The sequence below is a fragment of the Mycobacterium szulgai genome, assembly GCF_002116635.1.
GTDB lineage: Bacteria > Actinomycetota > Actinomycetes > Mycobacteriales > Mycobacteriaceae > Mycobacterium > Mycobacterium szulgai.
This window is the reverse complement of record NZ_LQPW01000022.1, coordinates 24,829-49,763: the sequence shown is the minus strand read 5'-3', so window position 1 is coordinate 49,763 and position 24,935 is coordinate 24,829. Positions and strand designations below refer to the sequence as shown.

General features: G+C 66.6%; 23 protein-coding genes and 1 pseudogene. 11 read left to right on the top strand and 13 right to left on the bottom strand.

The genetic code is table 11. The features are described from left to right. Position 1: 1 nt before the first annotated feature. Entirely contained in the window at positions 2-1,174 is a 1,173-nt protein-coding gene (hemW, locus tag AWC27_RS06300) for a radical SAM family heme chaperone HemW (RefSeq protein WP_085669704.1), read from the bottom strand. Between the two features lie 159 nt (positions 1,175-1,333). On the opposite strand from hemW, the gene AWC27_RS33130 reads away from it, so the two are divergent. From AWC27_RS33130 to AWC27_RS06275, 5 genes are all read left to right on the top strand, one after another. After that, positions 1,334-1,438, top strand: a complete 105-nt coding sequence (locus AWC27_RS33130; protein WP_372516856.1) for an Ms4527A family Cys-rich leader peptide — start codon at positions 1,334-1,336, stop codon at positions 1,436-1,438. 113 nt (positions 1,439-1,551) lie between these two features. Continuing rightward, positions 1,552-3,222, top strand: coding sequence for a nitrite/sulfite reductase (locus AWC27_RS06290; protein WP_085669702.1), 1,671 nt, complete (start codon positions 1,552-1,554; stop codon positions 3,220-3,222). Next, positions 3,219-3,959: a phosphoadenylyl-sulfate reductase gene (locus AWC27_RS06285; protein ID WP_085669701.1), complete on the top strand. Its 741-nt coding sequence runs from the start codon at positions 3,219-3,221 to the stop codon at positions 3,957-3,959. Before AWC27_RS06290 ends, AWC27_RS06285 begins: the two co-directional genes overlap by 4 nt. Further along, the gene (locus tag AWC27_RS06280; protein WP_085669700.1) at positions 3,938-4,678 is read left to right on the top strand and encodes a sirohydrochlorin chelatase; all 741 of its coding nucleotides are present in this window, start codon (positions 3,938-3,940) and stop codon (positions 4,676-4,678) included. The genes AWC27_RS06285 and AWC27_RS06280 overlap by 22 nt, the downstream gene beginning before the upstream one ends. A 139-nt stretch (positions 4,679-4,817) precedes the next feature. Next, on the top strand, positions 4,818-5,054 hold the full coding sequence (locus AWC27_RS06275) for a DUF6480 family protein (RefSeq protein WP_085669726.1): 237 nt from the start codon (positions 4,818-4,820) through the stop codon (positions 5,052-5,054). Positions 5,055-5,059: 5 nt separating this feature from the next. Here AWC27_RS06275 and AWC27_RS06270 read toward each other — a convergent pair whose 3' ends face one another. The 5 genes from AWC27_RS06270 to AWC27_RS06250 form a co-directional block, all read right to left on the bottom strand. Continuing rightward, positions 5,060-6,133 carry a sulfate/molybdate ABC transporter ATP-binding protein gene (locus AWC27_RS06270; RefSeq protein WP_085669699.1) on the bottom strand — a complete coding sequence of 358 codons (1,074 nt, stop codon included), beginning with the start codon at positions 6,131-6,133 and terminating at the stop codon, positions 5,060-5,062. Positions 6,134-6,148: 15 nt separating this feature from the next. Next, on the bottom strand, positions 6,149-6,967 hold the full coding sequence (cysW, locus tag AWC27_RS06265) for a sulfate ABC transporter permease subunit CysW (RefSeq protein ID WP_085669698.1): 819 nt from the start codon (positions 6,965-6,967) through the stop codon (positions 6,149-6,151). Continuing rightward, positions 6,964-7,827, bottom strand: a complete 864-nt coding sequence (gene cysT / locus AWC27_RS06260) for a sulfate ABC transporter permease subunit CysT (protein WP_085669697.1) — start codon at positions 7,825-7,827, stop codon at positions 6,964-6,966. Before cysT ends, cysW begins: the two co-directional genes overlap by 4 nt. Continuing rightward, the gene (locus AWC27_RS06255) at positions 7,824-8,870 is read right to left on the bottom strand and encodes a sulfate ABC transporter substrate-binding protein (RefSeq protein WP_085669696.1); all 1,047 of its coding nucleotides are present in this window, start codon (positions 8,868-8,870) and stop codon (positions 7,824-7,826) included. Before AWC27_RS06255 ends, cysT begins: the two co-directional genes overlap by 4 nt. Before the next feature lie 372 nt (positions 8,871-9,242). Beyond that, the gene (locus AWC27_RS06250) at positions 9,243-9,446 is read right to left on the bottom strand and encodes a hypothetical protein (protein WP_139836798.1); all 204 of its coding nucleotides are present in this window, start codon (positions 9,444-9,446) and stop codon (positions 9,243-9,245) included. Positions 9,447-9,558: 112 nt separating this feature from the next. Between AWC27_RS06250 and AWC27_RS06245 the strand changes: the two genes are divergently transcribed. Both AWC27_RS06245 and AWC27_RS06240 read left to right on the top strand, forming a co-directional pair. Next, on the top strand, positions 9,559-10,752 hold the full coding sequence (locus AWC27_RS06245) for an FAD-dependent oxidoreductase (RefSeq protein WP_245846886.1): 1,194 nt from the start codon (positions 9,559-9,561) through the stop codon (positions 10,750-10,752). A gap of 53 nt (positions 10,753-10,805) precedes the next feature. Further along, positions 10,806-12,842 (top strand): glycoside hydrolase family 15 protein, encoded by a 2,037-nt coding sequence (locus AWC27_RS06240; protein WP_085669694.1) that lies wholly within the window; start codon positions 10,806-10,808, stop codon positions 12,840-12,842. A gap of 5 nt (positions 12,843-12,847) precedes the next feature. Here AWC27_RS06240 and AWC27_RS06235 read toward each other — a convergent pair whose 3' ends face one another. Together AWC27_RS06235 and lepA are read right to left on the bottom strand one after the other, a co-directional pair. Beyond that, positions 12,848-13,606, bottom strand: coding sequence for a sensor domain-containing protein (locus AWC27_RS06235; protein WP_085669693.1), 759 nt, complete (start codon positions 13,604-13,606; stop codon positions 12,848-12,850). Positions 13,607-13,608: 2 nt separating this feature from the next. Then, positions 13,609-15,516: a translation elongation factor 4 gene (gene lepA / locus AWC27_RS06230; protein WP_085669692.1), complete on the bottom strand. Its 1,908-nt coding sequence runs from the start codon at positions 15,514-15,516 to the stop codon at positions 13,609-13,611. Positions 15,517-15,548: 32 nt separating this feature from the next. Here lepA and AWC27_RS06225 point away from each other — a divergent pair, with 32 nt between their 5' ends. After that, the gene (locus AWC27_RS06225) at positions 15,549-16,151 is read left to right on the top strand and encodes a type II toxin-antitoxin system PemK/MazF family toxin (RefSeq protein ID WP_085669691.1); all 603 of its coding nucleotides are present in this window, start codon (positions 15,549-15,551) and stop codon (positions 16,149-16,151) included. Positions 16,152-16,311: 160 nt separating this feature from the next. Here the strand turns inward: AWC27_RS06225 and AWC27_RS06220 are convergent, their stop codons facing one another. After that, positions 16,312-16,740 carry a CBS domain-containing protein gene (locus AWC27_RS06220; protein ID WP_083116482.1) on the bottom strand — a complete coding sequence of 143 codons (429 nt, stop codon included), beginning with the start codon at positions 16,738-16,740 and terminating at the stop codon, positions 16,312-16,314. Positions 16,741-16,858: 118 nt separating this feature from the next. Between AWC27_RS06220 and AWC27_RS06215 the strand changes: the two genes are divergently transcribed. Beyond that, a complete protein-coding gene (locus AWC27_RS06215) occupies positions 16,859-17,701 on the top strand; it encodes a ribonuclease Z (protein WP_085669690.1) in 843 nt (280 codons plus the stop codon). Here the strand turns inward: AWC27_RS06215 and AWC27_RS06210 are convergent. Continuing rightward, positions 17,669-18,418 (bottom strand): hypothetical protein, encoded by a 750-nt coding sequence (locus AWC27_RS06210; RefSeq protein WP_245846877.1) that lies wholly within the window; start codon positions 18,416-18,418, stop codon positions 17,669-17,671. The two genes, AWC27_RS06215 and AWC27_RS06210, sit on opposite strands and share 33 nt — an antisense overlap. 16 nt (positions 18,419-18,434) lie before the next feature. Here AWC27_RS06210 and AWC27_RS06205 point away from each other — a divergent pair, with 16 nt between their 5' ends. Beyond that, the gene (locus tag AWC27_RS06205) at positions 18,435-20,054 is read left to right on the top strand and encodes a PE family protein (RefSeq protein ID WP_085669724.1); all 1,620 of its coding nucleotides are present in this window, start codon (positions 18,435-18,437) and stop codon (positions 20,052-20,054) included. Between the two features lie 78 nt (positions 20,055-20,132). Next, positions 20,133-21,429: pseudogene (locus AWC27_RS32630) on the top strand (PE family protein). On the opposite strand, the gene AWC27_RS06195 reads toward AWC27_RS32630, so the two are convergent. Genes AWC27_RS06195 through AWC27_RS06185 form a run of 3 tightly spaced genes read right to left on the bottom strand, consistent with a single transcriptional unit; the run spans position 21,426 to position 24,903 of the window. Then, entirely contained in the window at positions 21,426-22,265 is an 840-nt protein-coding gene (locus AWC27_RS06195) for a transglutaminase family protein (RefSeq protein WP_085669689.1), read from the bottom strand. The pseudogene AWC27_RS32630 and the gene AWC27_RS06195 sit on opposite strands and share 4 nt — an antisense overlap. Beyond that, entirely contained in the window at positions 22,265-23,242 is a 978-nt protein-coding gene (locus AWC27_RS06190; RefSeq protein WP_085669688.1) for an alpha-E domain-containing protein, read from the bottom strand. The genes AWC27_RS06195 and AWC27_RS06190 overlap by 1 nt, the downstream gene beginning before the upstream one ends. After that, positions 23,242-24,903, bottom strand: coding sequence for a circularly permuted type 2 ATP-grasp protein (locus tag AWC27_RS06185; protein ID WP_085669687.1), 1,662 nt, complete (start codon positions 24,901-24,903; stop codon positions 23,242-23,244). The genes AWC27_RS06190 and AWC27_RS06185 overlap by 1 nt, the downstream gene beginning before the upstream one ends. Between the last annotated feature and the right edge of the window lie 32 nt (positions 24,904-24,935).

Below are 24,935 nucleotides of genomic sequence, written 5' to 3'. Positions count from 1 at the left end.
GTCAGCCCAACACGTTTCGCACTACCGCATCGGCCAGCAGCCGTCCCCGATCGGTGAGGACCAGCGTGTCCCCCTCGGATACCAGCAGACCGTCGGTCACCGCCTGCTCGGCGCGCTCGCGTTCTGCGGTGCCCAGCCGGTCCACCGGCAGCCCTTGGCGCAGCCGGATTTTCAGCAACACCTCTTCGGTGTGCAGCGCATCGGTCCCGAGCTGCTCATAGTCGGCAACCGGCAGCGTCCGGTCGGCGAGTATCTGGGAATAAGTGTTGGGGTGCTTGACATTCCACCAACGAGTCGCGCCCACATACCCGTGTGCCCCCGGCCCGGCGCCCCACCACTGCCCACCGTCCCAGTAACCCAGGTTGTGCCGGCACTCACCACCCGGGCGGCACCAGTTGGACACCTCGTACCAGCCCAGCCCCGCTGCGGACAGGTGCGCATCGACCAACTCGTAACGATGCGCGAGCACGTCGTCGTCCGGCGCGGCCAACTCACCGCTGCGGACCCGTCGGGCCAGTGCGGTGCCCGGCTCAACGACCAAGGCATACGCGGATACGTGATCCACCCCGGTTGCTACCGCGGTTTCCACGGAGCGCAGCAGATCATCATCGGACTCCCCGGGCGTTCCGTAGATCAAATCGAGGCTGACGTGTTCGAAGCCGGCTTCCAACGCCTCGCGGGCGGCGGCCGCCGACCGATTGGGCGTGTGCACCCGGTCGAGCACCCCGAGTACGTGCGGCACCACCGATTGCATGCCCAGCGACACCCGCGTGTAGCCGGCCGCCCGGATCGCGTCGAAGAAGTCCGGCCAGGTCGACTCGGGGTTGGCCTCAGTGGTGATTTCGGCGTCGGGCGCCAGCTCGAAGTGGTCGCGCACCATGTCGAGCAGCGTGGTCAGGCGCGCACCCCCGAGCAGCGATGGCGTGCCGCCGCCGACGAACACCGTGTCGACCGTGGGTGCGCCGAGCCGCGCGGCGGCCAGTTCAAGTTCCGCCCGCAACGCCACCAGCCAGGCGTCGGGGTTGACGCCGCCCAGCTCGGCCGGTGTGTAGGTGTTGAAGTCGCAATAGCCGCAGCGGGTGATGCAGAACGGGACATGCACGTACACCCCGAACGGCCCTCCAGGCCGCGGCTGCAAGTCGGGCAGGTCGGGCGGAGCCTGGGGAACGGTCATGCCAAATGATGCCACCGCTTCGGACCGTTCAGCCCATTTCTCAGGGGATTCCCGGTTTGGTTTGTCCGGGCACCCAGGATTGCTGGTTAGTTTTAATCATCATGAGAAGAAATTTGACCTGGTCGCACGGCTGGCGGCCATCCATGGCAGAATAGGCGCGTGACCGCCGCCAATCCGAGCCTGCGCAGCCCTCTTTGGCCAGCGCTCGTTACCCGGCGGCATATCGACCTCAAGCGTGTCTGCAGCTGTATCTGTCTGCCTTGATGTCGTAGACCCAGCCCACCAGTAGTTCCACTGGCCTCCGGATCTGCGCCGCCGGTAAGAACCGGTGTTCTGCGCGTCCAGGGCCGACGACGTTCGCGAAGGAGAACCGTCGAATGACCACCGCACGTCCTGCCAAAGCCCCTCGTAATGAGGGCCAGTGGGCGCTGGGGAATCGCGAGCCGCTGAACCCCAACGAGGAGATGAAGAAGGCCGGCGACCCGCTCGATGTGCGTGAGCGCATCGAGAACATTTACGCCAAAAACGGATTCGACAGCATCGAAAAGGACGACCTCCGCGGGCGCTTCCGCTGGTGGGGCCTCTATACCCAGCGCGAGCAGGGCTACGACGGCTCATTCACCGGCGACGACAACATGGACCTGCTCGAGGCCAAGTACTTCATGATGCGGGTGCGCTGCGACGGCGGCGCGCTGTCCACCACCGCGCTGCGTACGTTGGCCCAGATTTCCATCGAGTTCGCCCGCGACACCGCCGACATCTCCGACCGGGAGAACCTGCAGTACCACTGGATTCGGGTCGAGGACGTCCCGGAGATCTGGCGCCGGCTCGACGAGGTGGGATTGCAGACCACCGAAGCATGCGGCGACTGCCCGCGTGTGGTGCTGGGCTCGCCGCTGGCCGGCGACTCGCTCGACGAGGTGCTCGACGCGAGTTGGGCCGTCGACGAGATCGTGCGCCGCTACATCGGCAAGCCCGAGTTCTCCGACCTGCCACGCAAGTACAAGACCGCGATCTCGGGGCTGCAGGACGTCGCGCACGAGATCAACGACATCGCGTTCATCGGCGTCAACCACCCCGAGCACGGTCCCGGCCTGGATCTGTGGGTAGGTGGCGGGTTGTCTACCAACCCGATGCTGGCCCAGCGGCTCGGCGTCTGGGTGCCGCTGGACGAGGTGCCCGAGGTGTGGGCAGCGGTCACGTCGATCTTCCGCGACTACGGCTACCGGCGACTGCGGTCCAAGGCGCGGCTGAAGTTCCTGGTCAAGGACTGGGGTATAGACAAGTTCAGGGAAGTTCTCGAACAGGAGTACCTCAACCGACCGCTGATCGACGGTCCGGCGCCCACGCCGCTCGCACATCCCATCGATCACGTCGGAGTGCAGCGGTTGAAGAACGGACTCAATGCCGTCGGCGTTTCGCCCATCGCCGGGCGGGTTTCCGGTACCACCCTGGCCGCTGTCGCAGAGCTGGCCGAACTCGCCGGCTCGGACCGGATCCGGTTCACGCCCTACCAGAAGCTCATCATCCTGGACGTACCCGACGACAAGCTAGACGAGGTGCTTGCCGGGCTGGAGGCACTGGATCTCACCGCGCGTCCCTCGCAGTGGCGCCGAAACCTGATGGCTTGCAGTGGGATCGAGTACTGCAAGCTGTCCTTTGCCGAAACCCGGGTGCGGGCACAGTCTTTGGTGCCTGAGCTGGAGCGCCGGCTCGACGACATCAACTCTCAGCTCGCCGTGCCGGTCACCGTCAACATCAACGGCTGCCCCAACTCGTGCGCCCGAATTCAGGTCGCCGACATCGGATTCAAAGGTCAGATGGTCGACGACGGCGAAGGCGGGTCCGTCGAGGGCTTCCAGGTACATCTGGGCGGCAGCCTTGGCCTGGACAGCGGTTTCGGCCGAAAGCTGCGCCAGCACAAGGTCACCAGCGACGAGCTCGGCGACTACATCGACCGGGTCACCCGCAACTTCCTCAAGCACCGCAACGAGGGTGAACGCTTTGCGCAGTGGGCGATTCGCGCAGAGGAGGACGACTTGCGATGAGCGAGGCGACCAGACTGACTGAAGCCGAGCTGCGGGACCTCGCTGCGCGCGGCGCGGCAGAACTCGACGGAGCCAGCGCCACCGAACTGATGCAGTGGACCGAGCAAACCTTCGGCGGCGTCAACGGACCCCGCGGGTGGGCGACGTGTAACTACGTGGTGGCCTCCAACATGCAGGACGCCGTGCTGGTCGATCTGGCGGCCAAGGTGCGCCCGGGTGTACCGGTGATGTTCCTGGACACCGGCTACCACTTCGTGGAAACGATCGGCACCCGGGACGCGATCGAATCCGTCTACGACATAAGGATTGTCAACGTCACCCCGGAGAACACGGTTGCCGAGCAGGACGAACTACTGGGCAAGGACCTATTCGCCCGCGACCCGGGCGAATGCTGCCGGCTGCGCAAAGTCGTCCCGCTGGGCAAGGCACTGCGCGGGTATTCGGCCTGGGTGACCGGGTTGCGCCGGGTCGAGTCGCCCACCCGCGCCAACGCCCCGCTGATCAGTTTCGACGAAGCGTTCAAGCTGGTGAAGGTCAATCCACTGGCGGCATGGTCGGACGAGGACATGCAGGACTACATCAGCGAGCACGATGTGCTGGTCAACCCTCTTGTGCACGAAGGCTATCCGTCGATCGGCTGTGCCCCGTGCACGGCCAAGCCCGTCGAGGGCGCCGATCCGCGCAGTGGACGCTGGCAGGGGCTGGCCAAGACCGAATGTGGGTTGCACGCCTCGTGACCTCCCTGGTTCTGACCGCGCACGGAAGTGCGGACCCCCGATCGGCGGCCAACGCAAGGGCCGTCGCGCAACATGTGGCACGCCTGCGGCCGGGTCTGGATGTGCGAGTTGCGTTCTGCGAGAATAACTCTCCGAGCCTGGTCGACGTGCTGCCCCGGCTGTCCGGCGCTGCGGTGGTGACCCCGTTCCTGCTGGCCAATGCCTACCACGCCCGCATCGACATCCCCCGCCAGATCGCTGAGTGTGGCGCCGCTGAACGTGGGGTCGACGTGTGCCAGGCCGAGGTGCTCGGCGAGGACGACCGACTGGTATCAGTGCTGCGTCAGCGGGTAACCGAACTCGGGATTTCCCGACTCGATGACCGGCTAGGTGTGCTCGTGGTGGCTATCGGCTCATCCAACGCCGCCGCTAACGCTCGCACCGCAGAGGTTGCGCCAAAGCTGTTGGACGGCACACGGTGGACGGCCGCGACGACGGCTTTCGCCACCCGTCCGGAACCGTCACTGGCCGACGCCGTGCATCGGTTGCGCAGGCGCGGCGCCCGCCGGGTGGTTATCGCCCCGTGGTTCCTGGCGCCTGGCCGGCTGCCCGATCGAGTGCAGCGCTTCGCCCACGGCGCCGGCATCCCGATGGCGGCACCGCTGGGGGCGCACCGCTTGGTGGCCGAGACAGTCCTGGATCGCTTCGATGCGGCGACCGCGCAGCGGATCGCGGCCTGACGGCAATTTCCAGTAAACAATTCCGGCGGCAGTTGAATTTGTCGCGCAGAGGCGGGCAAAGCGGCATACCCGGGACTTCTTGTGACAATTGAGACTCCTGAGTCCGTGTGACATGCGCCCGACGGGGTACCCGCGAGCCATGACCGCACTGCCCCCGGATCCCGACCCGTCGAGGACGCCGGGCCTCGAGCCCGGTAGCGGCGTACCGCCGGGTTCCACTCCCCCGGACTCGGCGCAGACGTCCGGCCTCTCCGAGCAGCAGCCACGCCCCAAGCGGCGAATGACCCCACTGGCGGTGACCAGCCTCATCGCCGTCGGCATCTTCGTGCTGCTGTTCGTCGTCGTCGCGGTGGCGCTGGTCTTCACCATGCCGTAGCCGCACTACGCGCGTGTCAACGTACTTTTGTCACCGGCCACCACAACCTCGTCCGTGACGGACGGAACCCGGGTAGCACGAACGTAGACGGTGTCGCCCTCTTTCAGGGCCAGCGCCTCAGCGTCGCCGCGGGTGATCTGGGCGGTGAACGGCGCACCGCTGGCCGCGCTGGTCAGTTCCACCCGCACTTCGAAACCCAACAGCACCACCCGGTCGACGGTGGCGCGTACCACCCCGATCGATTCCGCGGAGCCGTCACCGCCGGCAACAGCCATCGCCGGGTTACGGCCTACCCGGATGTCGTGTGGACGCACCAGGGCACCGTTCAGGGTGGACACCGCGCCGAGGAAGGACATCACAAAGGCGTTGGCGGGGGTGTCGTAGACGTCGGTTGGCGACCCGACCTGCTCGATCCGTCCCTTGTTGAGCACCGCGATCCGGTCGGCCACATCCAGTGCCTCGGCCTGGTCGTGGGTGACCAGCACCGTGGTGACGTTCACCTCGTCATGCAAGCGGCGCAGCCAGGCCCGCAAGTCCTCGCGAACCTTGGCGTCCAGAGCACCGAATGGCTCGTCCAGCAACAGCACTTCGGGGTCGACGGCCAGTGCCCGGGCCAGCGCCATCCGCTGTCGCTGCCCGCCGGACAGCTGATTGGGATAGCGGTTCTGAAAACCGCTGAGCCCCACCACTTCCAGTAGGTTGTCCACCTTCTGCTTGATCTCGGACTTGGGCCGCTTGCGGATCTTCAACCCGAACGCCACATTGTCGCGCACGGTCAAGTGCTTGAACGCCGCGTAGTGCTGAAACACAAAACCAATGCCGCGGCGCTGCGGTGGCACCCGGGTGACATCGCGACCGTTGATCGTGATGGTTCCGGTGTCGGGCTGGTCGAGTCCGGCGATGGTGCGCAGCAATGTCGACTTGCCCGAACCACTCGGGCCCAGCAGAGCGGTCAGCGATCCGGCGGGAACCACGAAGTTCACCTGGTCCAGCGCGACGAAATCGCCGTAACGCTTGTTGGCGTCGCGCACGGTGATCGCGTGGTCGCCAGGATTGTGGTGTTCGGTCGCGGCGGTCATATCACGGTCTCCTTCTCAGGCCTGGTTGGCCGCTCGTGCCCGGCGGACGTCCAAGATCACCTGGACGATCAGGACCACCACCGCAACAGCCATGAGCAGTGTCGACAGCGCGTACGCGCCATACTCAGCACCGCGGTTGTAGCGGTCTGAGACCAGTAATGTGAGCGTCTGCGATTCCCCCGGCAGGTTGGACGACACCATGATGACTGCCCCGTATTCGCCGAGAGTACGCGCGATGGTCAGCACGATTCCGTAAGTCAAACCCCAGCGGATGGACGGCAGCGTGATCCGCCAGAAGGTCTGCCACCAGCCGGCGCCCAACGTGGCCGCCGCCTGCTCCTGGTCGGTTCCCAACTCGTGCAGCACCGGTTCGACTTCGCGCACCACAAACGGCAGGGTGACGAAGATACTGGCCAGCACGATGCCGGGCAGGCCGAAGATGATCTTGAACCCAAGATCCTTCTCGACGAATCCCAACGCCCCGGCCGACCCCCACAGGACGATCAGCGCCACACCCACGATGACGGGCGAAACCGCGAACGGCAGATCGATGACCGCCTGCAGAATGCCCTTGCCGCGAAACCTGTTGCGCGCCAGCACCAACGCGGTCGGGATACCGAAGATCACATTCAGCGGCACCACAATGGCCACCACCAAGAGCGAGAGATTCAGCGCGGATATCGCCGCCGGCGTGCTCACCCAGGCATAGAACTGACCCAACCCCGGCTGGAATGTGCGCCACAGGATCAGCGCCACCGGGACGATCAGCAGCACAAAGACGTACGCAAGCGCGGTATACCGGAGCAGATAGCGAACTTTGGGCGACGTCGTCACGCGGCCAGCTCCTCACGCTTGGCCGCCCGCGCGCCTACGACGCGCAGCACCAGCAGTACCACGAACGAAATCGACAGCAGCACAATCGATATCGCGGCAGCACCGGTACGGTCGTCGTTCTCGATCAGGGTACGGATCCACTGCGAGGAGACTTCGGTCTTTCCCGGTACCGCACCACCGATCAGCACGACCGATCCGAACTCGCCGATGGCCCGCGAGAATGCCAGCCCGGCGCCGGACAACAAGGCCGGTGTCACCGAGGGCAAGACGACGGAGGTGAAGATCTTCGGGCCGTTGGCGCCCAGCGACGCCGCGGCTTCCTCGGTCTCCCGATCGATTTCCAGCAGCACCGGTTGCACGGCACGGACCACGAACGGCAGCGTGACGAACGCCAGCGCCACCCCCACGCCCCACTCGGTGTGCTGCAGATGTAGTCCGACCGGGCTGTTGGTCCCGTACAGGGCCAGCATCACCAGGCTGGCGACGATCGTGGGCAACGCGAACGGCAGGTCGATGATGGCATCGACCAGCCGTTTGCCCACGAAGTCGTCGCGCACCAGAACCCAGGCGATGAGCAGCCCGAACACCGTGTTGATCACCGTGACTCCGGCGGAAATGGTCAACGTGACCCGCAGCGAATCCAGCGCCGCGTGCGATGTGACCGCCAGCCGAAAGGCCTGCCAGCCGCCATCGACCGACTGCCAGGCGATGGCGGCCAGCGGCAGCAGCACGATCACCGAAAGCCACAGGGTGGCCATGCCGACGCGCAAGGAGATCGTGCGGGTGAAGCGTGGCCGGCCTTCGCCGGGCTTGTCCACGTTGGGCCCGATCACCTCGGAGTCACGGCTGATCGTCGTCATCCGGTGGCCTGCGTGTAGATCTTGGTAATGCTGCCGGTGCTCTTATCGAACAGCTGCGGGTCTACTTTGCTCCAGCCGCCCAGGTCGGTGATGGTCCACAGTTTGAGCGGCACCGGGAACTGATCGCGGAACTGGGCCGCGACCGCGGGATCTACCGGCCGGAAGCCGGCTTGGGCCCACAACGACTGGGCCTGGGCGGTGTACTGGAAGTTCTTGAATGCGATCGCGACGCTGAGGTGGGCGCTGGTGTTGATCACCGCCAGCGGATTTTCGATCTTGAAGGTCTGTGGCGGCGTGATGTGTTCGACCGGCTTGCCGGCCCGTTCGGTGGCGATCGCCTCGTTCTCGTAGCTGATCAGCACGTCCCCGCTGCCCTGTACGAAGACATCGGTGGCTTCACGTCCTGATGCCGGGCGCATCTTGACGTGTTCGCGCACCAATCGGCTGACGAAATCGATCCCCGCCTGGCCATTCCTGCCGCCTTCGCTTTTGGCGGCGTACGGGGCCAGCAGATTCCATTTCGCAGAGCCCGAGCTCAGCGGGCTGGGCGTGATCACCTCCACGCCTGGCCTCAGCAGGTCGTCCCAGTCCTTGATGTTCTTCGGGTTGCCCTTGCGCACCACCAGGGTCACCACCGATCCGAACGGGATCCCCTTGGTGGCGTCGGTGTCCCAGTCCTTGGCGACCTTGCCGGACTTGACCAGTCGAGTGACGTCGGGTTCGACCGAGAAGTTCACCAGATCGGCCGGCTTGCCGTCGGCAACCCCGCGGGATTGGTCACCGGAGGCGCCATAGGAGGTGATCACCTGGACGCCCTTGCCCTCTTCGGATGCGCTGAACGCCGGAATCACCTTGCTCCAGCCTGGTTCGGGAGCTGAGTAGGCAACCAGGGTGATGCTCGTGTGCGCGTTGCCGGAACCGCCGCTGCCGACGACGTCGCTGGGGCCGCCGCTGCACGCCGCGATGACCCCGGCGGTCAGGGCAGCGATTAGGGGCAGCGCCAGGATCTGCCGCCAGCGCGGTGTGCTCCTGGGGGGTGACATTGGCGACCTTCCAGTGCGGGACTTGTGGTTTTGGCTTGTCCCGTGGCTTCGGAGAGGCGTCGGAAGGCGTCGATGAGAACTGGGGAATTGCGCCAACTCCACGCCAGACCGCGCACGGGTTTGGAGTCAGCGACAACAGTGCACGTCGGCCACGGCGCACAGCACCGCGACCTCGATTGCGCAGCCGAGCGCGACAGCATCGCGCTGCAATGCGTGGGCTGCTGCGTGCATGGCGCGAAGCCTAACAGAGTTCGCCGCACTGTCACCTCGAGCGGGGTCTCAGTGCGTCGCAAACCAGGTGACGATCACCAGCACAATGAGCGCGACGAGAACCAGCGTGACGCGTGATTTAGGCATCTTCGTCATTGGGGGTTACCCCGATGCCTCATCGGAGTGGCGGGCACGGCGCATCAGCCGGATTCCCTTACCCAGCAGTGCGTCCAGCAGCGCCGCCGTGAAGTAGGCCAGGGCCAGCACCACCGGCATCACCGCCAGCGCCTGCAGCACGAAGGGCAGGCCGGAAAGCCACAGCTCGACGCTGTCCCACCAATTCAGGAACCCGTTCACCGGGCTCACACTATTAGCCTCGCTTAGTCGCGGCACCGGCAGACCAATATGCCAAGATCGGCTGGTGCCTGGCAGAAGCGACGAAACCACGTGTCTCATCGTCGGGGGCGGACCGGCGGGCATGATGCTTGGGCTGCTGTTAGCCCGCGCCGGGATTGACGTCACGGTGATGGAAAAGCACGCCGACTTTCTGCGTGACTTCCGCGGCGACACCGTGCACGCGAGCACGCTGCGCCTGCTGGACGAACTCGGTCTGGGCTCGCGGTTCGCCCAGCTGCCACACCGCCTCATCGACACCATCCGGATAGAGCTGCAAGGCCAACCGGTAAACCTCGACCTGAGTCGCCTCCCGGGCGCACATCAACACATCGCGCTGGTGCCGCAGTGGGACTTCCTGGAGCTGCTGGCCGCCAGCGCCGAGCCTGAGCCCACCTTCCGCCTGCTGCGCAGCACAGAGGCGACGGGGGTGCTGCGCGGTTCGGGGCCCGACCGCGAGCGCGTAATCGGCGTTACGTATCGCGACGCGGGCGGCGACCACAAACAGATGCGGGCAGCGCTGACGGTGGCCTGTGATGGCCGCGGATCGACGGTGCGCTCGGCGCTGGGGCTGGTACCGCAGGTCTTCGGGGCCCCGATGGACGTGTGGTGGTTCCGGCTGCCTCGCTATTCCGGCGATCCGAGCGGGTTGGCCGGCACTTTCCGGGCCGGGCACGGAGCGATCATGATCGATCGCGGGGATTACTACCAGATCGCTTACATCATTCCCAAGGGAACCGACACACGTTTGCGGTCCGAGGGGATCGCAGCGTTGCACCGCGCGCTGGTGAACATGGTGCCCTGGCTCGCCGACCGCGTTGACGCGCTGAGTTCCTTCGATGACGTGAAATTGCTTGACGTGCAAGTGAATCGGCTGCGGCGCTGGTATACCGACGGCGCGCTGTGCATCGGCGACGCCGCGCATGCGATGTCGCCGGTGGGCGGTGTCGGCATCAACCTCGCGGTGGCCGACGCGGTAGCCGCCGCGCGTCTGCTCGCCGAACCGCTGCGCCGTGGCTCAGTCTCCAAGCGGCAGCTGGCGCGGGTGCAGGCACGCCGCTGGATGCCCACGACGCTGCTGCAGGCGGTACAACGGCTGATTCACGCCAGGGTGGTCACCGCCGCGGTGCCCGGTGCCGATACCGGTGCCGAGGACATGCCGGTGCCAGCCATCAAACTGGTCAGCCGAACAACAGCATTGCGCCGAATGATCGGCTACCTGGTGGCCATCGGCCCGCTCCCCGAACATGCGCCCGGCTACGCCAGGCGCGCCGGGTAACACTCGGTTAACGGAGGTAGACGCCGGGCACGTCGAACGATGATGATGGCGGCATGGTCCTGGACGCCCAACACGCAGAAGACCCCCCGAAAGAACCCGAAACCACGGCGATTAACGCGTTCGAGGCAAGCCGTGCCGCGCCCTTCGATCTGAGCGCACCCGCGATCTTCACCCCCACGTCGCCGCTGCGCAATCCCTTTCCGCCCATTGCCGATTACGCGTTCTTGTCCGACTGGGAGACCACGTGCCTGATCTCCCCGGCCGGTTCGGTGGAGTGGCTGTGCGTCCCTAGGCCGGACTCGCCGAGTGTGTTCGGCGCGATTCTGGACCGCAGCGCCGGGCATTTCCGGCTGGGTCCCTATGGAGTCTCGGTGCCCTCGGCCCGGCGCTATCTTCCGGGCAGCCTGATCATGGAGACCACCTGGCAGACGCCCACCGGCTGGCTCATCGTGCGCGACGCGCTGGTGATGGGGCCGTGGCACGACATCGAGCGCCGATCGCGCACACACCGTCGCACCCCGATGGACTGGGACGCTGAGCACATCCTGCTGCGCACGGTGCGATGCGTGAGCGGCACCGTCGAGCTGATGATGAGTTGCGAGCCGGCGTTCGACTATCACCGCGTCGGAGCGACGTGGGAATACTCGGCCAATGCGTACGGCGAGGCCATCGCGCGCGCCGGCAAGCAGCCCGACGCCCACCCCACATTGCGGCTGACCACCAACCTCAACATCGGCTTAGAAGGGCGCGAAGCCCGCGCTCGCACCCGGATGAAAGAGGGCGACGACGTCTTCGTCGCGCTGAGCTGGACCAAGCATCCGGCACCACAGACCTACGAAGAAGCCGCGGACAAGATGTGGCAAACCACCGAGTGCTGGCGGCAGTGGATCAACATCGGCAACTTCCCCGACCACCCCTGGCGGGCGTATCTGCAGCGCAGCGCGCTGACGTTGAAGGGGCTGACCTACTCCCCCACCGGTGCGCTGCTGGCCGCCAGCACCACCTCACTTCCGGAAACTCCACAGGGAGAACGCAACTGGGACTACCGCTACTCCTGGATCCGCGACTCCACCTTCGCATTGTGGGGCCTGTACACCCTGGGACTGGACCGCGAGGCCGACGACTTCTTCGCGTTCATCGCCGACGTGTCGGGCGCAAACAGCAATGAACGCCATCCGCTGCAGGTGATGTACGGCGTGGGTGGCGAGCGCAGCCTGGTCGAAGAGGAACTGCACCACCTCTCCGGCTACGACCACGCGCGTCCGGTGCGGATCGGCAACGGCGCCTATGACCAAGTGCAGCATGACATTTGGGGCTCGGTTCTGGACTCCTTCTACCTGCACGCGAAGTCGCGCGAGCAGATTCCGGAGAACCTGTGGCCGGTGCTGAAGAAACAGGTGGAAGAGGCGGTCAAGCATTGGCGAGGGCCCGACCGTGGCATCTGGGAGGTGCGCGGGGAGCCACAGCACTTCACGTCGTCGAAGGTGATGTGCTGGGTGGCCCTGGACCGCGGCGCCAAACTGGCCGAGCGGCAAGGCGAGAAAAGCTACGCCCAGCAGTGGCGGGCCATCGCCGAGGAGATCAAGGCCGACATCCTCGAGCACGGCGTCGACTCCCGCGGTGTGTTCACCCAGCGCTACGGCGATGACGCGCTCGATGCGTCGCTGCTGCTGGTGGTGCTGACCCGGTTCCTGCCGCCGGACGATCCGCGGGTGCGCAACACCGTGCTGGCCATCGCCGACGAGCTCACCGAGGAAGGCCTGGTGCTGCGGTATCGGGTGCACGAGACCGACGACGGACTGAGCGGCGAGGAAGGCACGTTCACCATCTGCTCGTTCTGGCTGGTTTCGGCGCTGGTCGAGATCGGCGAGGTGAAACGCGCCAAGCGACTGTGCGAGCGGTTGCTGTCCTTCGCCAGTCCGTTGCACCTGTACGCCGAGGAGATCGAGCCGCGCACCGGCCGCCAACTCGGCAACTTCCCGCAGGCGTTCACCCATCTGGCCCTGATCAACGCGTTGGTGCACGTGATCCGGGCCGAGGAAGAAGCCGACGGCTCCGGGTCGTTCCAGCCCGCCAACGCGCCGGTGTAAGCGGGTCAGCTCAGGGCGCTGATCTTGTCCATCATGATGTGGGCGATATCGATCGCGCTGGTGTGCGGATCGCCCGATCCCTGATCCGACGGGCTCTGGGTGCTGAAGAACGTGATCTCGACTTCGACGAGGCAATTCCCCCGGACGCCGATGGCGCGCGCTTCTGGTCGCTTGCCGGTGGACGAGCCCGACAGCTGCACCGAAACCGTCGCGGCGAGAACAGAATTGGCCACCCGGACGTCGCTGATCTCGTCGGCGAAATTGAGGCCACTGCCCTCGACGGTCACGGTCTTGCCGTTGCAACCGTCCCACTGGTCGGAGAACTTGGCGAACAGTGCGTCGGCATCGGTGGCCGTCGGCAACGCGACCACGGCCTCTGCCACACTGATCACCTTCGCGGGACCCCCGTCGATCCACCATGATTCGCGGGCGACATTCTTGACCTCGTAGGAGCTGTAGGCACTGCGCGCCGTCATTGTCGTGACGCCGGCACACTCGGCCGGCGTGATAACCCCAAAACCGGTCTGCAACTTCTCCGGTCCGCCGAACCGCGGCGGCAGGTGAGCATCGGCTTTGAATCGCTGGTTGAGGATCTTGCCCAAAGCGGCGTCATCGAGCAGCACCTGCTTGATGGTCTCGCCCATCAGCGGGCGCGGTTTGAGCCCTGGCGCGGGGCGCGCGCTGCCCTCGATGCCGCCGCAGCCAGTGGCAAGCAGGAGCGTCAACAGCGGAAAAACCGCATACCAGCGGGCTTTTCGGGCCATTGCTACTTCTTGCCCTTGTCCCCGGCCGCCTCGGTGGACAACGCCGCGACGAACGCTTCCTGCGGCACCTCAACCCGCCCGATGGTCTTCATCCGCTTCTTGCCTTCCTTCTGCTTCTCCAGAAGTTTGCGTTTGCGGGTGATGTCGCCGCCGTAGCACTTGGACAACACGTCCTTGCGGATTGCCCGGATATTTTCGCGTGCAATGATTTTCGACCCGATGGCAGCCTGCACGGGCACCTCGAACTGCTGGCGCGGAATCAGCTCCTTGAGCTTGGTGGTCATCTTGTTGCCGTAGGCCGAAGCGCCGTCTTTGTGGATGATCGCACTGAAAGCGTCGACGGCTTCGCCTTGCAGCAGAATGTCGACCTTGACCAGCTGAGCCTCCTGCTCGCCGGACTCTTCATAGTCGAGGCTGGCATAGCCGCGGGTGCGCGATTTCAGCGAGTCGAAGAAGTCGAAGATGATCTCGCCCAACGGCATTGTGTAGCGCAGCTCGACGCGCTCCGGCGACAGGTAGTCCATGCCGCCCAGCTCACCGCGCCGCGATTGGCACAGTTCCATGATGGTGCCGATGAACTCGCTGGGCGCGATGATGGTCGTCTTCACGACGGGTTCGTAGACAGTGCCGATCTTGCCCTCCGGCCAGTCCGACGGGTTGGTCACGATGCTCTCGGCGCCGTCATCCTTGATAACCCGGTACACGACGTTGGGTGAGGTCGAGATCAGGTCCAGGTCGAATTCGCGCTCCAGGCGTTCGCGGGTGATCTCCATGTGCAGCAGGCCCAGGAAGCCACACCGGAAGCCAAAGCCAAGCGCCACAGAGGTTTCCGGCTCGTAGGTCAGGGCGGCGTCGTTGAGCTGCAACTTGTCCAGGGCATCGCGCAGGTTCGGGTACTCCGAGCCGTCAACCGGATACAGGCCGGAGTAGACCATCGGCTTGGGCTCGCGGTATCCCGTGAGCGCCTCTTTGGCGCCGTGTCGCGCCGTCGTCACGGTGTCGCCGACCTTGGACTGACGGACGTCCTTGACACCGGTGATCAGGTAGCCCACCTCGCCGACACCCAGGCCCTCGCTGGGCTTCGGTTCCGGCGAGACGATGCCGACTTCGAGCAGTTCGTGGGTGGCGCCGGTGGACATCATCGCGATGCGCTCGCGCGGTTTGATGGCGCCGTCGACCACCCTGACATAGGTCACCACGCCGCGGTAGATGTCGTAGACCGAGTCGAAGATCATTGCCCGGGTGGGCGCGTCGGCGTCGCCCTGGGGCGGCGGAACCTCTTGCACCACGTGGTCGAGCAGATCGGCCACGCCTTCGCCGGTCTTGCCGGATACCCGCAGCACGTCGCTCGGCTCGCAGCCGATGATGTGGGCGATCTCGCCGGCGTAGCGGTCCGGGTCGGCGGCCGGCAGGTCGATCTTGTTGAGCACCGGGATGATGTGTAGGTCACGGTCCAGTGCCAGGTACAGGTTGGCCAGCGTCTGCGCCTCGATGCCCTGCGCGGCGTCGACCAGCAGCACCGCACCCTCGCAGGCCTCCAGCGCACGCGACACCTCGTAGGTGAAGTCGACGTGGCCCGGAGTGTCGATCAGGTGCAGGACGTAGTTTTCGTTGTTCACTTGCCACGGCAGCCGCACATTCTGGGCCTTGATGGTGATGCCGCGTTCCCGCTCGATGTCCATCCGGTCCAGGTACTGGGCCCGCATCGAGCGCTCGTCGACCACCCCGGTCAGCTGCAGCATCCGGTCGGCCAGGGTCGACTTGCCGTGGTCGATGTGAGCGATGATGCAGAAATTCCGAATCTGCGCCGGCGGGGTGAAGGTTTTGTCGGCAAAACTGCTGATGGGAATCTCCTGGAGCGGGGGTTTACGGGTGTCCAGCCTATCCGTGCACCGCGCTTGCGATCGAATCGCGCTCTGCGGATCGCGGTTATGCTGCGAACATGGCGCCTCCCCGGAAGTCTCAGTGGAAGACGTTCCAGCGCTTCGCGGAAAACCTCGTCTTCAACGAGGGGCCCAAGCTCGTCCGTCAAATACAGAACACCCAGAACACGCTGAAGACCATCCAGCAGGCCGTCAAGATCACCGCCAACATCATGGTCTCGGCGGTGCCGCCGCCACCCGCCGAGATCACCGCGGGCCGCCCGGTGACCAGCACCAGTTTCCCGACCGCACAGCGGGCCCGGAAGCTGGTCTACGCCCCGGATCTCGACGGCCGCGCCGATCCCGGGGAGATCGTCTGGACCTGGGTGGTCTACGAAGACGACCCGACCCGCGGCAAGGACCGTCCGGTACTCGTCGTCGGCCGGGACCGTAGCGTCCTGCTCGGCCTGATGGTGTCCAGCAAGGAGCGCCACGCCAGTGACCGCGACTGGGTCGGAATCGGTTCTGGCGATTGGGATTACGAGGGCCGGCCCAGCTGGGTGCGCCTGGACCGGGTGCTCGACGTGCCCGAGGAGAGCATTCGCCGTGAGGGCGCGATCCTGAATCGCGAGGTCTTCGACGTGGTGGCCGCGCGGCTGCGCGCCGAATACTCCTGGCGCTAAGCCGCGGTTGTCGCGATTTAGTGTGCGGTCACGGCGTCGCGAGTGTGGCCGTCGCGATCGGGTGTGCGGTCACGGCATCGTCACGGCATCGAAAGTGAACATGCGGCGGGATCTCTTCGACTTATCCGCCCAGAACGCACACTCGATGGAACCTAGGCGATCAGCCCTGCGTGATGTAGGACTGCAGCTGCTGCTGCTCGGCCTCGAGCTCCCCCATCCGGGTCTTCACCACGTCACCGATGCTGACGATCCCGATCAGCTTCTTGCCGTCGAGCACCGGCACGTGACGCACCCGGTTCTGCGTCATCAGCACACTGATGGCGTCCACGGTGTCGGATTTTGTGCAGGTGGCGACGGCACTGGTCATGATCTTCGAGATGGGGCGAGACAGCACGCTGGCGCCATGCGTGTGTAGCTGGCGTACGACGTCGCGTTCCGAGACGATGCCGACCACACCCTCGTCGCCTACCACCACCATGGCGCCGATGTTCTGCTCAGCCAGGCCGGCAAGCAGTTCCCGGACCGTCGCGTCAGGGTTGATCGTCACCACCGCCGCCCCCTTGTTTCGCAAGACGTCCGCGATCCGCATTAAGAAGCCCTCCCGTCGGTCGTGAGCTGCCTCACATCAGGCTACGGCTAGTTCGCGCGACGGGAAAGCCAACACCCGAACGCATGGCGATGCAACAAACCCGGTATGCATTAGGGCCATGATCGAGATCACGTTGCTCGGAACCGGAAGCCCCATCCCCGACCCGAACCGGGCCGGCCCCTCGACGCTGGTGCGGGTGGGCGGGCAGGTGTTTTTGGTGGATTGCGGACGCGGCGCGCTGCAACGCGCGGCGGCCGTGGGTGTGGGTGCCGCCGGATTGTCGGCGCTGCTGCTCACTCACCTGCACAGCGACCACATCGCCGAACTCGGCGACCTGCTCATCACGAGTTGGATCACCAACTTCGCGCCCGATCCCCCACCGCTGCAGGTGATCGGACCGCCCGGCACGGCGGAGACGGTAGCGGCGACGCTGAAGGCGTTCGGCCACGACATCGAATACCGGATCGCACACCACGACGACCTCAATGACCCGCCACCGATCGAGGTCCACGAATACACCGACGGCCAGGTGTGGGACCGCGACGGAGTGACGATCCGGGTGGCCCCCACCGATCACCGCCCGGTGGCGCCGACGATCGGATTCCGCATCGAATCCGGCGGCACCTCGGTGGTGCTGGCCGGTGACACCGTGCCGTGCGAGACCCTGGATGAGCTGGCCGCCGGCGCAGACGCCTTGGTGCACACCGCGATCCGCAAGGACATCCTGGCTCACGTTCCCCAGCAACGTGTGCAGGACGTCTGCGATTACCACTCGTCGGTGCAGGAAGCGGCGGCCACCGCGGCCCGCGCGGGTGTGGCCACGCTGATCCTGACGCATTACGTGCCGGCGATCGCGCCAGGGCAAGAGGAGCAGTGGCGCGCGCTGGCCGCGTCTGAATTCAGCGGCCGGATCGAACTCGGCGACGACCTACACCGCGTCGAGGTGCACCCGCGGCAATAGCGCCCCGGCCGCCAGCAACCACAGCAACCCCGCCACCCGGGCGATCGGCAAGATCACGCCCAGCGCCGGCCAGGCCAAGACCAGCGTGGCCAGCTCGGCGAGCCCCGCAATCGTCAGGCCGAGCCAGGCCAACGGTCGCGATAACAGCCGCATAGCCAAGCTCGGTACCGCGATTGCAGCGATCTGCACTCCCAGCGCCGCGATGTGTCCCGGGCCGCCGACCAGAAACACCAGGAAGTAGATCGCCCTAACCAGCGCTGCATCCGCACTGACTTCAGGTCGCGACAACGTCCACCCGAGCAGACCGGTCAGACCGAGTGCACCCGCGGCAAGCGTCCCGCCGACCAACGCGACAGTTGCCGCAACCGGGGCCACGTTGAGCCGCCGCAGCCGGGCGGCGGCCACCGCCGCATAGACCGCCAGCGGCACCGACGAGGCGAACACACAGGTGGCGGTGACTTGCACCGCGATCGGTTCGGTGTGCACGTAGGCCAGGACCTGGGCCGCGGGCCCGTAGGGCAGCGGCATCACACCACCCAGCGCAACACCGGCGGCAAGGCCACCGAACAGCAGCGCGAGGCAGATCAGCAACGGCAGGACCGTCGCTAGCCGGTCGCGTCCGTCGGCGCCGCGCACGAAATTGATCATCTGGTAGCAATTCTTTGCCCGAAACGCCAACCTGTCGTCCAGATCGCCATACGATTGTTTGTCGTTCATCAAATTGGGAGTGCCGGTGTCGTATGTCGTCGTGGGGCCGGAGGCGATCCTGGCACGCGCGACCGATTTGGCCGGCATCAATACGGCCATCGCCGAAGCAAATGCGCTCGCGGCCGCCCAGACCACCGGCATGCAAGCGGCCGCCGCTGACCAGGTATCCACTTTGGTCGCCGAGCTGTTGGGGTCTTACGCGCAGAACTATCAGAAGATCGGCGCCCAGATGGCGGCCGTCCACGACCAGATCGTGCAGAACCTGGCCGGGGGTGCCGCCGCGTATGCCAGCGCCGAGGCCACCGCGCAGCAGGGGCTGCTCAGCGCGATCAACGCACCCGTCCAAGCGCTGCTGTCCCGCCCGCTGGTCGGCGACGGCGCCAACGGCGGAACCGTCAATGGAGTCGGACAGCGCGGCGGCGACGGCGGCATCCTGTGGGGCAACGGCGGCCGCGGCGGCGACAGCACCAACCCCGGAGTTGCCGGCGGCGCCGGCGGTAGCGCCGGGCTGATCGGCAACGGCGGCGCCGGGGGCCTGGGCGGCAACAGTGTCACGGCTAATGGGGGCGCTGGCGGAGCCGGCGGCCAGGGCGGCTGGATCTTCGGCAACGGCGGCGCCGGTGGCGCCGGTGGCATTGGCGGCAACGGCCTCAGCTTCGCCGGCGGCGCCGGCGGACTCGGCGGGAACACCGGGCTGATCGGGAACGGCGGGGCCGGCGGAGACGGCGGCCTTGGCGGCAGCAGCGGCGGTATCGGTGGTGTCGGCGGCCGCGGTGGCAGCGTCGGAGTGCTCAATTTCGGGCTGTCCGGCGACGGCGGGGCCGGCGGCCACGGCGGAAACGACACGAACGTTTCCGGGGTGGGCGGCGCGGGCGGCATAGGTGGCAACGGCGCGCTCCTGCATGGCAACGGCGGGGCGGGCGGTCACGGCGGCACGGGTTATTTCTCAGCCGGCCCGGGCGGTGACGGCGGAAAAGCCGGGTTCATATACGGCTACGGCGGTATCGGTGGCGACGGCGGCAACGCCGTACCCGTCGGCGCCGATTTCGGAGCTGGTGGTGGCGGCGGCTTCGGCGGCCCGGGCGGGATCTTCGGTGGCGGCGGCAACGGCGGCAACGGCGGCAACGGCATCAACGGTTCCTTCGTCGGCGGCCCCGGTAACAGCGGCGGGCCGGCAGGATTCTTCGGCAACGGCGGAGCCGGCGGCAACGGCGGCTTGGGCGGAGGCCCCGGCGGCTACGGCGGCTTGGGCGGGATCTTCTACGGCAGTGGCGGTGCCGGCGGCGCCGGCGGCGCCGGTGTGACAGGCAACCCGGCGGGCGGGCTCGGCGGCTACGGCGGCAACACCTACTTCATCGGCAACGGCGGGCACGGGGGCGCAGGCGGCGCCGGTATCGGCGTCGGCGCAGGTGGCGGCGGTGGCGCCGGCGGGACTGCCGGTGAGCTGCTCGGAGACGGCGGCGGCGGTGGGAATGGGGGCGCCGCCGCCACCCCGGGCGCGGGCGGTTCCGGCGGAGTTGGCGGACACAGCCAACTGATCGGCAACGGTGGCGACGGTGGCGACGGCACCGATGGTGGAACCGGCGCCGCCGGTGGCAGCGGCGGAACACTATTCGGCCGCCCGGGCAAGCACGGAACACCGTAACGATCTTGATCGAATTGCGTTAAGCTCCGCTCCCGCTCCCTTGGAGCAAGCGTTCCGTACGTAGTGGAGGTGCCGGGTATGTCGTTCGTGGTTGCGGGGACCGAGGCGATCAGCGCCGCGGCCGCGAATTTGGCCGGAATCAGTTCGACAATCAGCGAGGCCAACGCCGCCGCGGCAGCACAAACGACCGCGGTGCAGGCCGCCGCCGCCGACCAGGTATCCGCCGCGGTGGCGGCGTTGTTCGGATCACATGGTCAGGGGTACCAGACCATCAGCACGCAGATGTCGGCGTTTCACGGGCAGATCGTGCAAGCCCTGTCGGCAAGCGGGGCCGCCTATGCCAGTGCCGAGGCCACCAATGTGCAGCAGACTCTGCTGGACCTGATCAACGGACCCACCCAGACATTGCTGGGCCGTCCACTGATCGGCGACGGCGCCAACGGCGGAACCGTCGCCGGCGTCGGACAGCCCGGGGGGGGACGGCGGCATCCTGTGGGGCAATGGCGGCCGGGGTGGCGACAGCACGCTGGCCGGAATCGCCGGCGGTAACGGTGGCGCCGCGGGGCTGATCGGCTCCGGCGGAGCCGGCGGCACAGGCGGGTCGGGCGCGACCGGCGGCGGCGGCGGAACCGGTGGCTGGCTGTTCGGCAATGGCGGGCTGGGCGGGGTCGGCGGCACCAATGGCGGCACTGGCGGCATTGGCGGTAACGCATGGTTGTTCGGGACCGGCGGGAACGGGGGCGTGGGCGGGGCGAACCCCCTTGTCGCCCAATCCGGCGGGCTGGGAGGGGCTGGCGGTGACGGCGGATACCTCTACGGCAACGGCGGAACCGGCGGCGCCGGCGGCGTCGGCGACACGCGAGGCGGGTCCGGCGGCGAAGGCGGCAGTGCCTGGCTGCTCGGCAACGGCGGCACCGGCGGCAACGGTCACTTCGCCGTGCAGGGGTTCGGCGGCGACGGTGGCCAGGGCGGCCGCCCGGGAGTGCTGTTCGGATTCGGCGGCAACGGCGGCAACGGCGGCGACGGCACGCTTACCAGCGGCTTCGCCTCGGGGGGCGAAGGCGGGGACGGCTATGGCGCTGGGCTATTCGGGGTCGGCGGTAACGGCGGCGCTGGCGGACGGGGCGGCGGCTCCGGCGGCGCAGGAGGAGCAGGCGCGTTCATAGTGGGTAACGGCGGCAACGGCGGAGCCGGTGGCACCGGTGATTCCTTCAGTAACGACGGCGGTTTCGGCGGCGCGGGTGGCGATGCCCGATTCATCGGCAACGGCGGCAACGGGGGGCCCGGCGGGGCCGCTGTTGCCGGCGGCACGCAGGGTCTGGGCGGCCCCGGTGGGGCTGCCGGATTGCTCGGCCAGCCCGGTCATTCCGGCTAGGCCAACCTGGTGATCTCCACGTCCACGTCGAGATCGGTCGCCCCGCGCCCGGAGTAAATGCCTTTCAGCGGCGACACATCGGTGTAGTCGCGGCCGACGCCCACGCTGATGTATTGCTCGTTGATCTCGGTTTCATTGGTGGGATCGTAATTCCACCAGCCTCCGGTCCAGGCCTGAATCCAGGCGTGGCTGCGCCCATCGACGGTTTTTCCGACCACCGCCTCGCGCTTGGGGTGGAGATATCCCGACACGTAGCGTCCCGGAATTCCCATGCTGCGCAACACCATTAGCGACAAGTGCGCGAAATCCTGGCACACGCCCTTGCCTTTTTCCAGCGCATCCAGGCCAGAGGAATGCACACCCGTGGTGCCCGGTAAGTAATCCATTTCGGTGCGCGCCCAGCGCGCCGCCGCGACGACGGCTTCGGCGGGCGGGTGCGTTTTCATGAGCCGTTTGCCAACGGCCGCAACACGTTTGCTTGCCGGGGTGTGCGGGGTCGGTTGCAGCACTTCGTCGAAACGGTCGATCACCGCCACCGACTCCAGGTCAGCCCAGCTGGCCGTGGCCGTCGGCGGCTCCGGGCGCTCGGTCTCCACCACCGAAGAGGACGTCACCGTCAGTTCGGTGTGCGGCGCATGCAGGTCGAACGCTGTCACGGCGGTGCCCCAGTAGTCGATGTAGCGGTACGACCTGGTGGCCGGAATGGTCTCGACCCGGTTGAGGATGACGTTCTGCCGGGTGTTGGACCGCGGCGTCAGCCGCGCTTCGTTGTAGGAGGCAGTGACCGGCGACTCGTATGCGTAGCCGGTGGTGTGCACCACCCGCATCCGCCACATCAGATGTCCCCCGGCCTGGCCGCCAGCGGGCCGCGCTGGCCGGCATCAGACCACGCGACCCACGGTGCTGCGTGAAAGTACTGCAGCGCCAACGCATCTCCCACATCACGGCAGGTTGTCTGCAGGCTCGCCAATCGGTGCTCCAGCGATTCGAGCAACACGCCGGGCTGCACGAATTCCAGTTCGCTGCGAGCCTGACCAAGCAGTCGCTGCGCCTCGGTGGTGGACCCGATCCGACTCTGCGGATTGTGCAACAACTCGTCGAGGTTGTGTTCGGCGAGCCGCAGCGAGTAGTAGACCGAACGCGGGAAAAGCCGGTCGAGCATCATGAATTCGACCACCCGGCCCGCGTCGAGCACACCGCGGTAGGTACGCAGGTAAGTGTCGTGCGCGCCCGCCGAACGCAGCAGTGTCACCCAAGCCGGCGACGAGGCGCTGTCGCCCACCCGCGACAGCAGCAGCCGCACCGTCATGTCGACCCGCTCGATCGCGCGGCCCAGCACCATGAAGCGGTATCCGTCGTCGCGCGAAAGCGTCGAGTCGGCCAGACCGGCGAACATCGCCGCGCGGCCTTCGATGAACGACAGAAACTCATGCGGCCCAAGACGTTTGGCGGCGCGCTCACGTTCGGCAAGAGCGTGGTAGGTGGTGTTGATGCACTCCCACGTCTCGCTGGAGGTGACTTCACGCGCAGACCTTGCGTTTTCGCGCGCCGCAGAGATCGCGTCGACTATCGAGCAGCCACCCTGGGTATTGGGATTGAAGGCCACCAGATCCGTCAAAGACCAGACGTCCAGGTCGTGGTCGGGCGGTTCGATGCCCAGCACCCGCAGCAGCAGCCGCGAGGCCTGGTCGGGGTCGACGCTGGAATCCTCGAGCAGTTGGTGCACGGCGACGTCCAGGATCCGCGCGGTGTCGTCGGCGCGCTCGACGTAGCGGCCGATCCAATACAGGGCTTCGGCATTGCGGGCCAGCATCAGCCGATCGCTCTCTGTTGTTGTTGCTGCTGGGGTTGTTCGCCCTGAGTGAGCAACTGGGATTGGGCCGTCTGGCCGTCTGGCTGTTGTTCGGCCACCGGCTGCGGCAGCGACCGCACGACTTCGGCGGCGCCCAGCTCGCGCGCGCCCGTCGAGGTGCGCGGCGCCAACACCCAGGTGTCCTTGGAGCCGCCGCCCTGGCTGGAGTTCACCACCCGGGACCCCTCGACCAGAGCAACCCGCGTCAAGCCCCCCGGCAGCACCCACACGTCATGGCCGTCGTTGACCGCGAAGGGTCTCAGGTCGACGTAGCGGGGCGACAGGGTGCCTTCGATCCGGGTCGGCACCGTCGACAGTTCCATCATCGGCTGCGCGATCCAGCTGCGGGGATCGTCGCGGATCTTCTTGCTGACGGCATCCAGGTCCTTCTCAGAGGCATCCGGGCCGAACACGATGCCATAGCCGCCGGACCCCTCGACCGGCTTGAGCACCAACTCCCGGATCCGGTCGAGCACCTCTTCGCGTTCGTCGTCCAGCCAGCAGCGCAGCGTCTCCACATTGGCCAGTAGCGGCTTCTCGCGCAGGTAGTACTCGATCATCGTCGGCACATAGGTGTAGACGAGTTTGTCGTCGCCCACTCCGTTGCCGATCGAGCTGGAGATCACGACATTGCCGGCGCGGGCGGCATTGACCAGGCCGGCTACCCCGAGCATCGAGTCCGCGCGGAATTGCAGCGGGTCCAGGAACGCGTCGTCGATGCGTCGATAGATGACGTCGACCTGGCGCTCCCCCTCGGTGGTGCGCATGTAGACCTGGTTGTCGCGGCAGAACAGGTCGCGGCCTTCGACCAATTCGACGCCCATTTGCCGGGCCAGCAGTGAGTGCTCGAAGTAGGCCGAGTTGTAGACGCCCGGGGTGAGCACCACGACGGTCGGGTCGGCCTCGTTGGTGGCCGCGGAATTGCGTAGCGCACGCAACAGATGCGATGAGTAGTCGTCCACCGCCCGCACCCGGTGGGTGGCGAACAGGTTCGGGAAGACCCGCGCCATGGTGCGGCGGTTCTCCATGACGTATGAGACGCCTGACGGCGAGCGCAGATTGTCCTCGAGCACCCGGAAGTCGCCGCGATCGTCGCGGATCAAGTCGATGCCGGCCACGTGGATGCGCACGCCGTTGGGCGGCACGATGCCCACGGCTTGGCGGTGAAAGTGCTCACAGGACGTGATCAGCCGGCGCGGGATGACGCCGTCGCGCAGAATCTCCTGGTCACCGTAGATGTCGTCGAGATACATCTCGAGAGCCTTGACGCGCTGTGTGATGCCTCGCTCCAGCCGGGTCCATTCGGCGGCCGAGATCACCCGCGGTACCAGGTCCAGCGGGAAGGGCCGTTCCTGGCCGGAGAGGGAAAACGTGATGCCCTGGTCGATGAACGCCCGGCCCAGCGCGTCGGCGCGGGCCTTGAGCTCCGGGGGCTCCGAAGGCGCCAGTTCGGCATAAATGCCCTTGTAGGGGCCGCGGACGTTGCCCGCAGCGTCGAACATCTCGTCGAAAGCCATCGAGTAGCCGTCCGACGTGTTGTAGCCGTCAAAGATGCGTTCCGAACGGGCGGGTGGTCCCGGTCTGGTCGCCTCTAGCGGGTTGGAAAGACTCACCTGTGACATGCTGCCTCAATCCGACATTCCGGCAGGCCAGA

Coding starts and splice junctions, on each gene's coding strand:
- AWC27_RS06270 (WP_085669699.1), bottom strand. CDS start 6,133: ATGACCGCCGCGACCGAACACCACAATCCTGGCGACCACGCGATCACC.
- AWC27_RS06225 (WP_085669691.1), top strand. CDS start 15,549: ATGGCGCCTCCCCGGAAGTCTCAGTGGAAGACGTTCCAGCGCTTCGCG.
- AWC27_RS06280 (WP_085669700.1), top strand. CDS start 3,938: ATGTGGGTTGCACGCCTCGTGACCTCCCTGGTTCTGACCGCGCACGGA.
- AWC27_RS06240 (WP_085669694.1), top strand. CDS start 10,806: ATGGTCCTGGACGCCCAACACGCAGAAGACCCCCCGAAAGAACCCGAA.
- hemW (WP_085669704.1), bottom strand. CDS start 1,174: ATGACCGTTCCCCAGGCTCCGCCCGACCTGCCCGACTTGCAGCCGCGG.
- AWC27_RS06195 (WP_085669689.1), bottom strand. CDS start 22,265: ATGTGGCGGATGCGGGTGGTGCACACCACCGGCTACGCATACGAGTCG.
- AWC27_RS06245 (WP_245846886.1), top strand. CDS start 9,559: ATGATGCTTGGGCTGCTGTTAGCCCGCGCCGGGATTGACGTCACGGTG.
- AWC27_RS06185 (WP_085669687.1), bottom strand. CDS start 24,903: ATGTCACAGGTGAGTCTTTCCAACCCGCTAGAGGCGACCAGACCGGGA.
- AWC27_RS06285 (WP_085669701.1), top strand. CDS start 3,219: ATGAGCGAGGCGACCAGACTGACTGAAGCCGAGCTGCGGGACCTCGCT.
- AWC27_RS06235 (WP_085669693.1), bottom strand. CDS start 13,606: ATGGCCCGAAAAGCCCGCTGGTATGCGGTTTTTCCGCTGTTGACGCTC.
- AWC27_RS06275 (WP_085669726.1), top strand. CDS start 4,818: ATGACCGCACTGCCCCCGGATCCCGACCCGTCGAGGACGCCGGGCCTC.
- AWC27_RS06190 (WP_085669688.1), bottom strand. CDS start 23,242: ATGCTGGCCCGCAATGCCGAAGCCCTGTATTGGATCGGCCGCTACGTC.
- AWC27_RS06290 (WP_085669702.1), top strand. CDS start 1,552: ATGACCACCGCACGTCCTGCCAAAGCCCCTCGTAATGAGGGCCAGTGG.
- AWC27_RS06220 (WP_083116482.1), bottom strand. CDS start 16,740: ATGCGGATCGCGGACGTCTTGCGAAACAAGGGGGCGGCGGTGGTGACG.
- AWC27_RS06210 (WP_245846877.1), bottom strand. CDS start 18,418: ATGAACGACAAACAATCGTATGGCGATCTGGACGACAGGTTGGCGTTT.
- AWC27_RS06255 (WP_085669696.1), bottom strand. CDS start 8,870: ATGTCACCCCCCAGGAGCACACCGCGCTGGCGGCAGATCCTGGCGCTG.
- cysT (WP_085669697.1), bottom strand. CDS start 7,827: ATGACGACGATCAGCCGTGACTCCGAGGTGATCGGGCCCAACGTGGAC.
- AWC27_RS06215 (WP_085669690.1), top strand. CDS start 16,859: ATGATCGAGATCACGTTGCTCGGAACCGGAAGCCCCATCCCCGACCCG.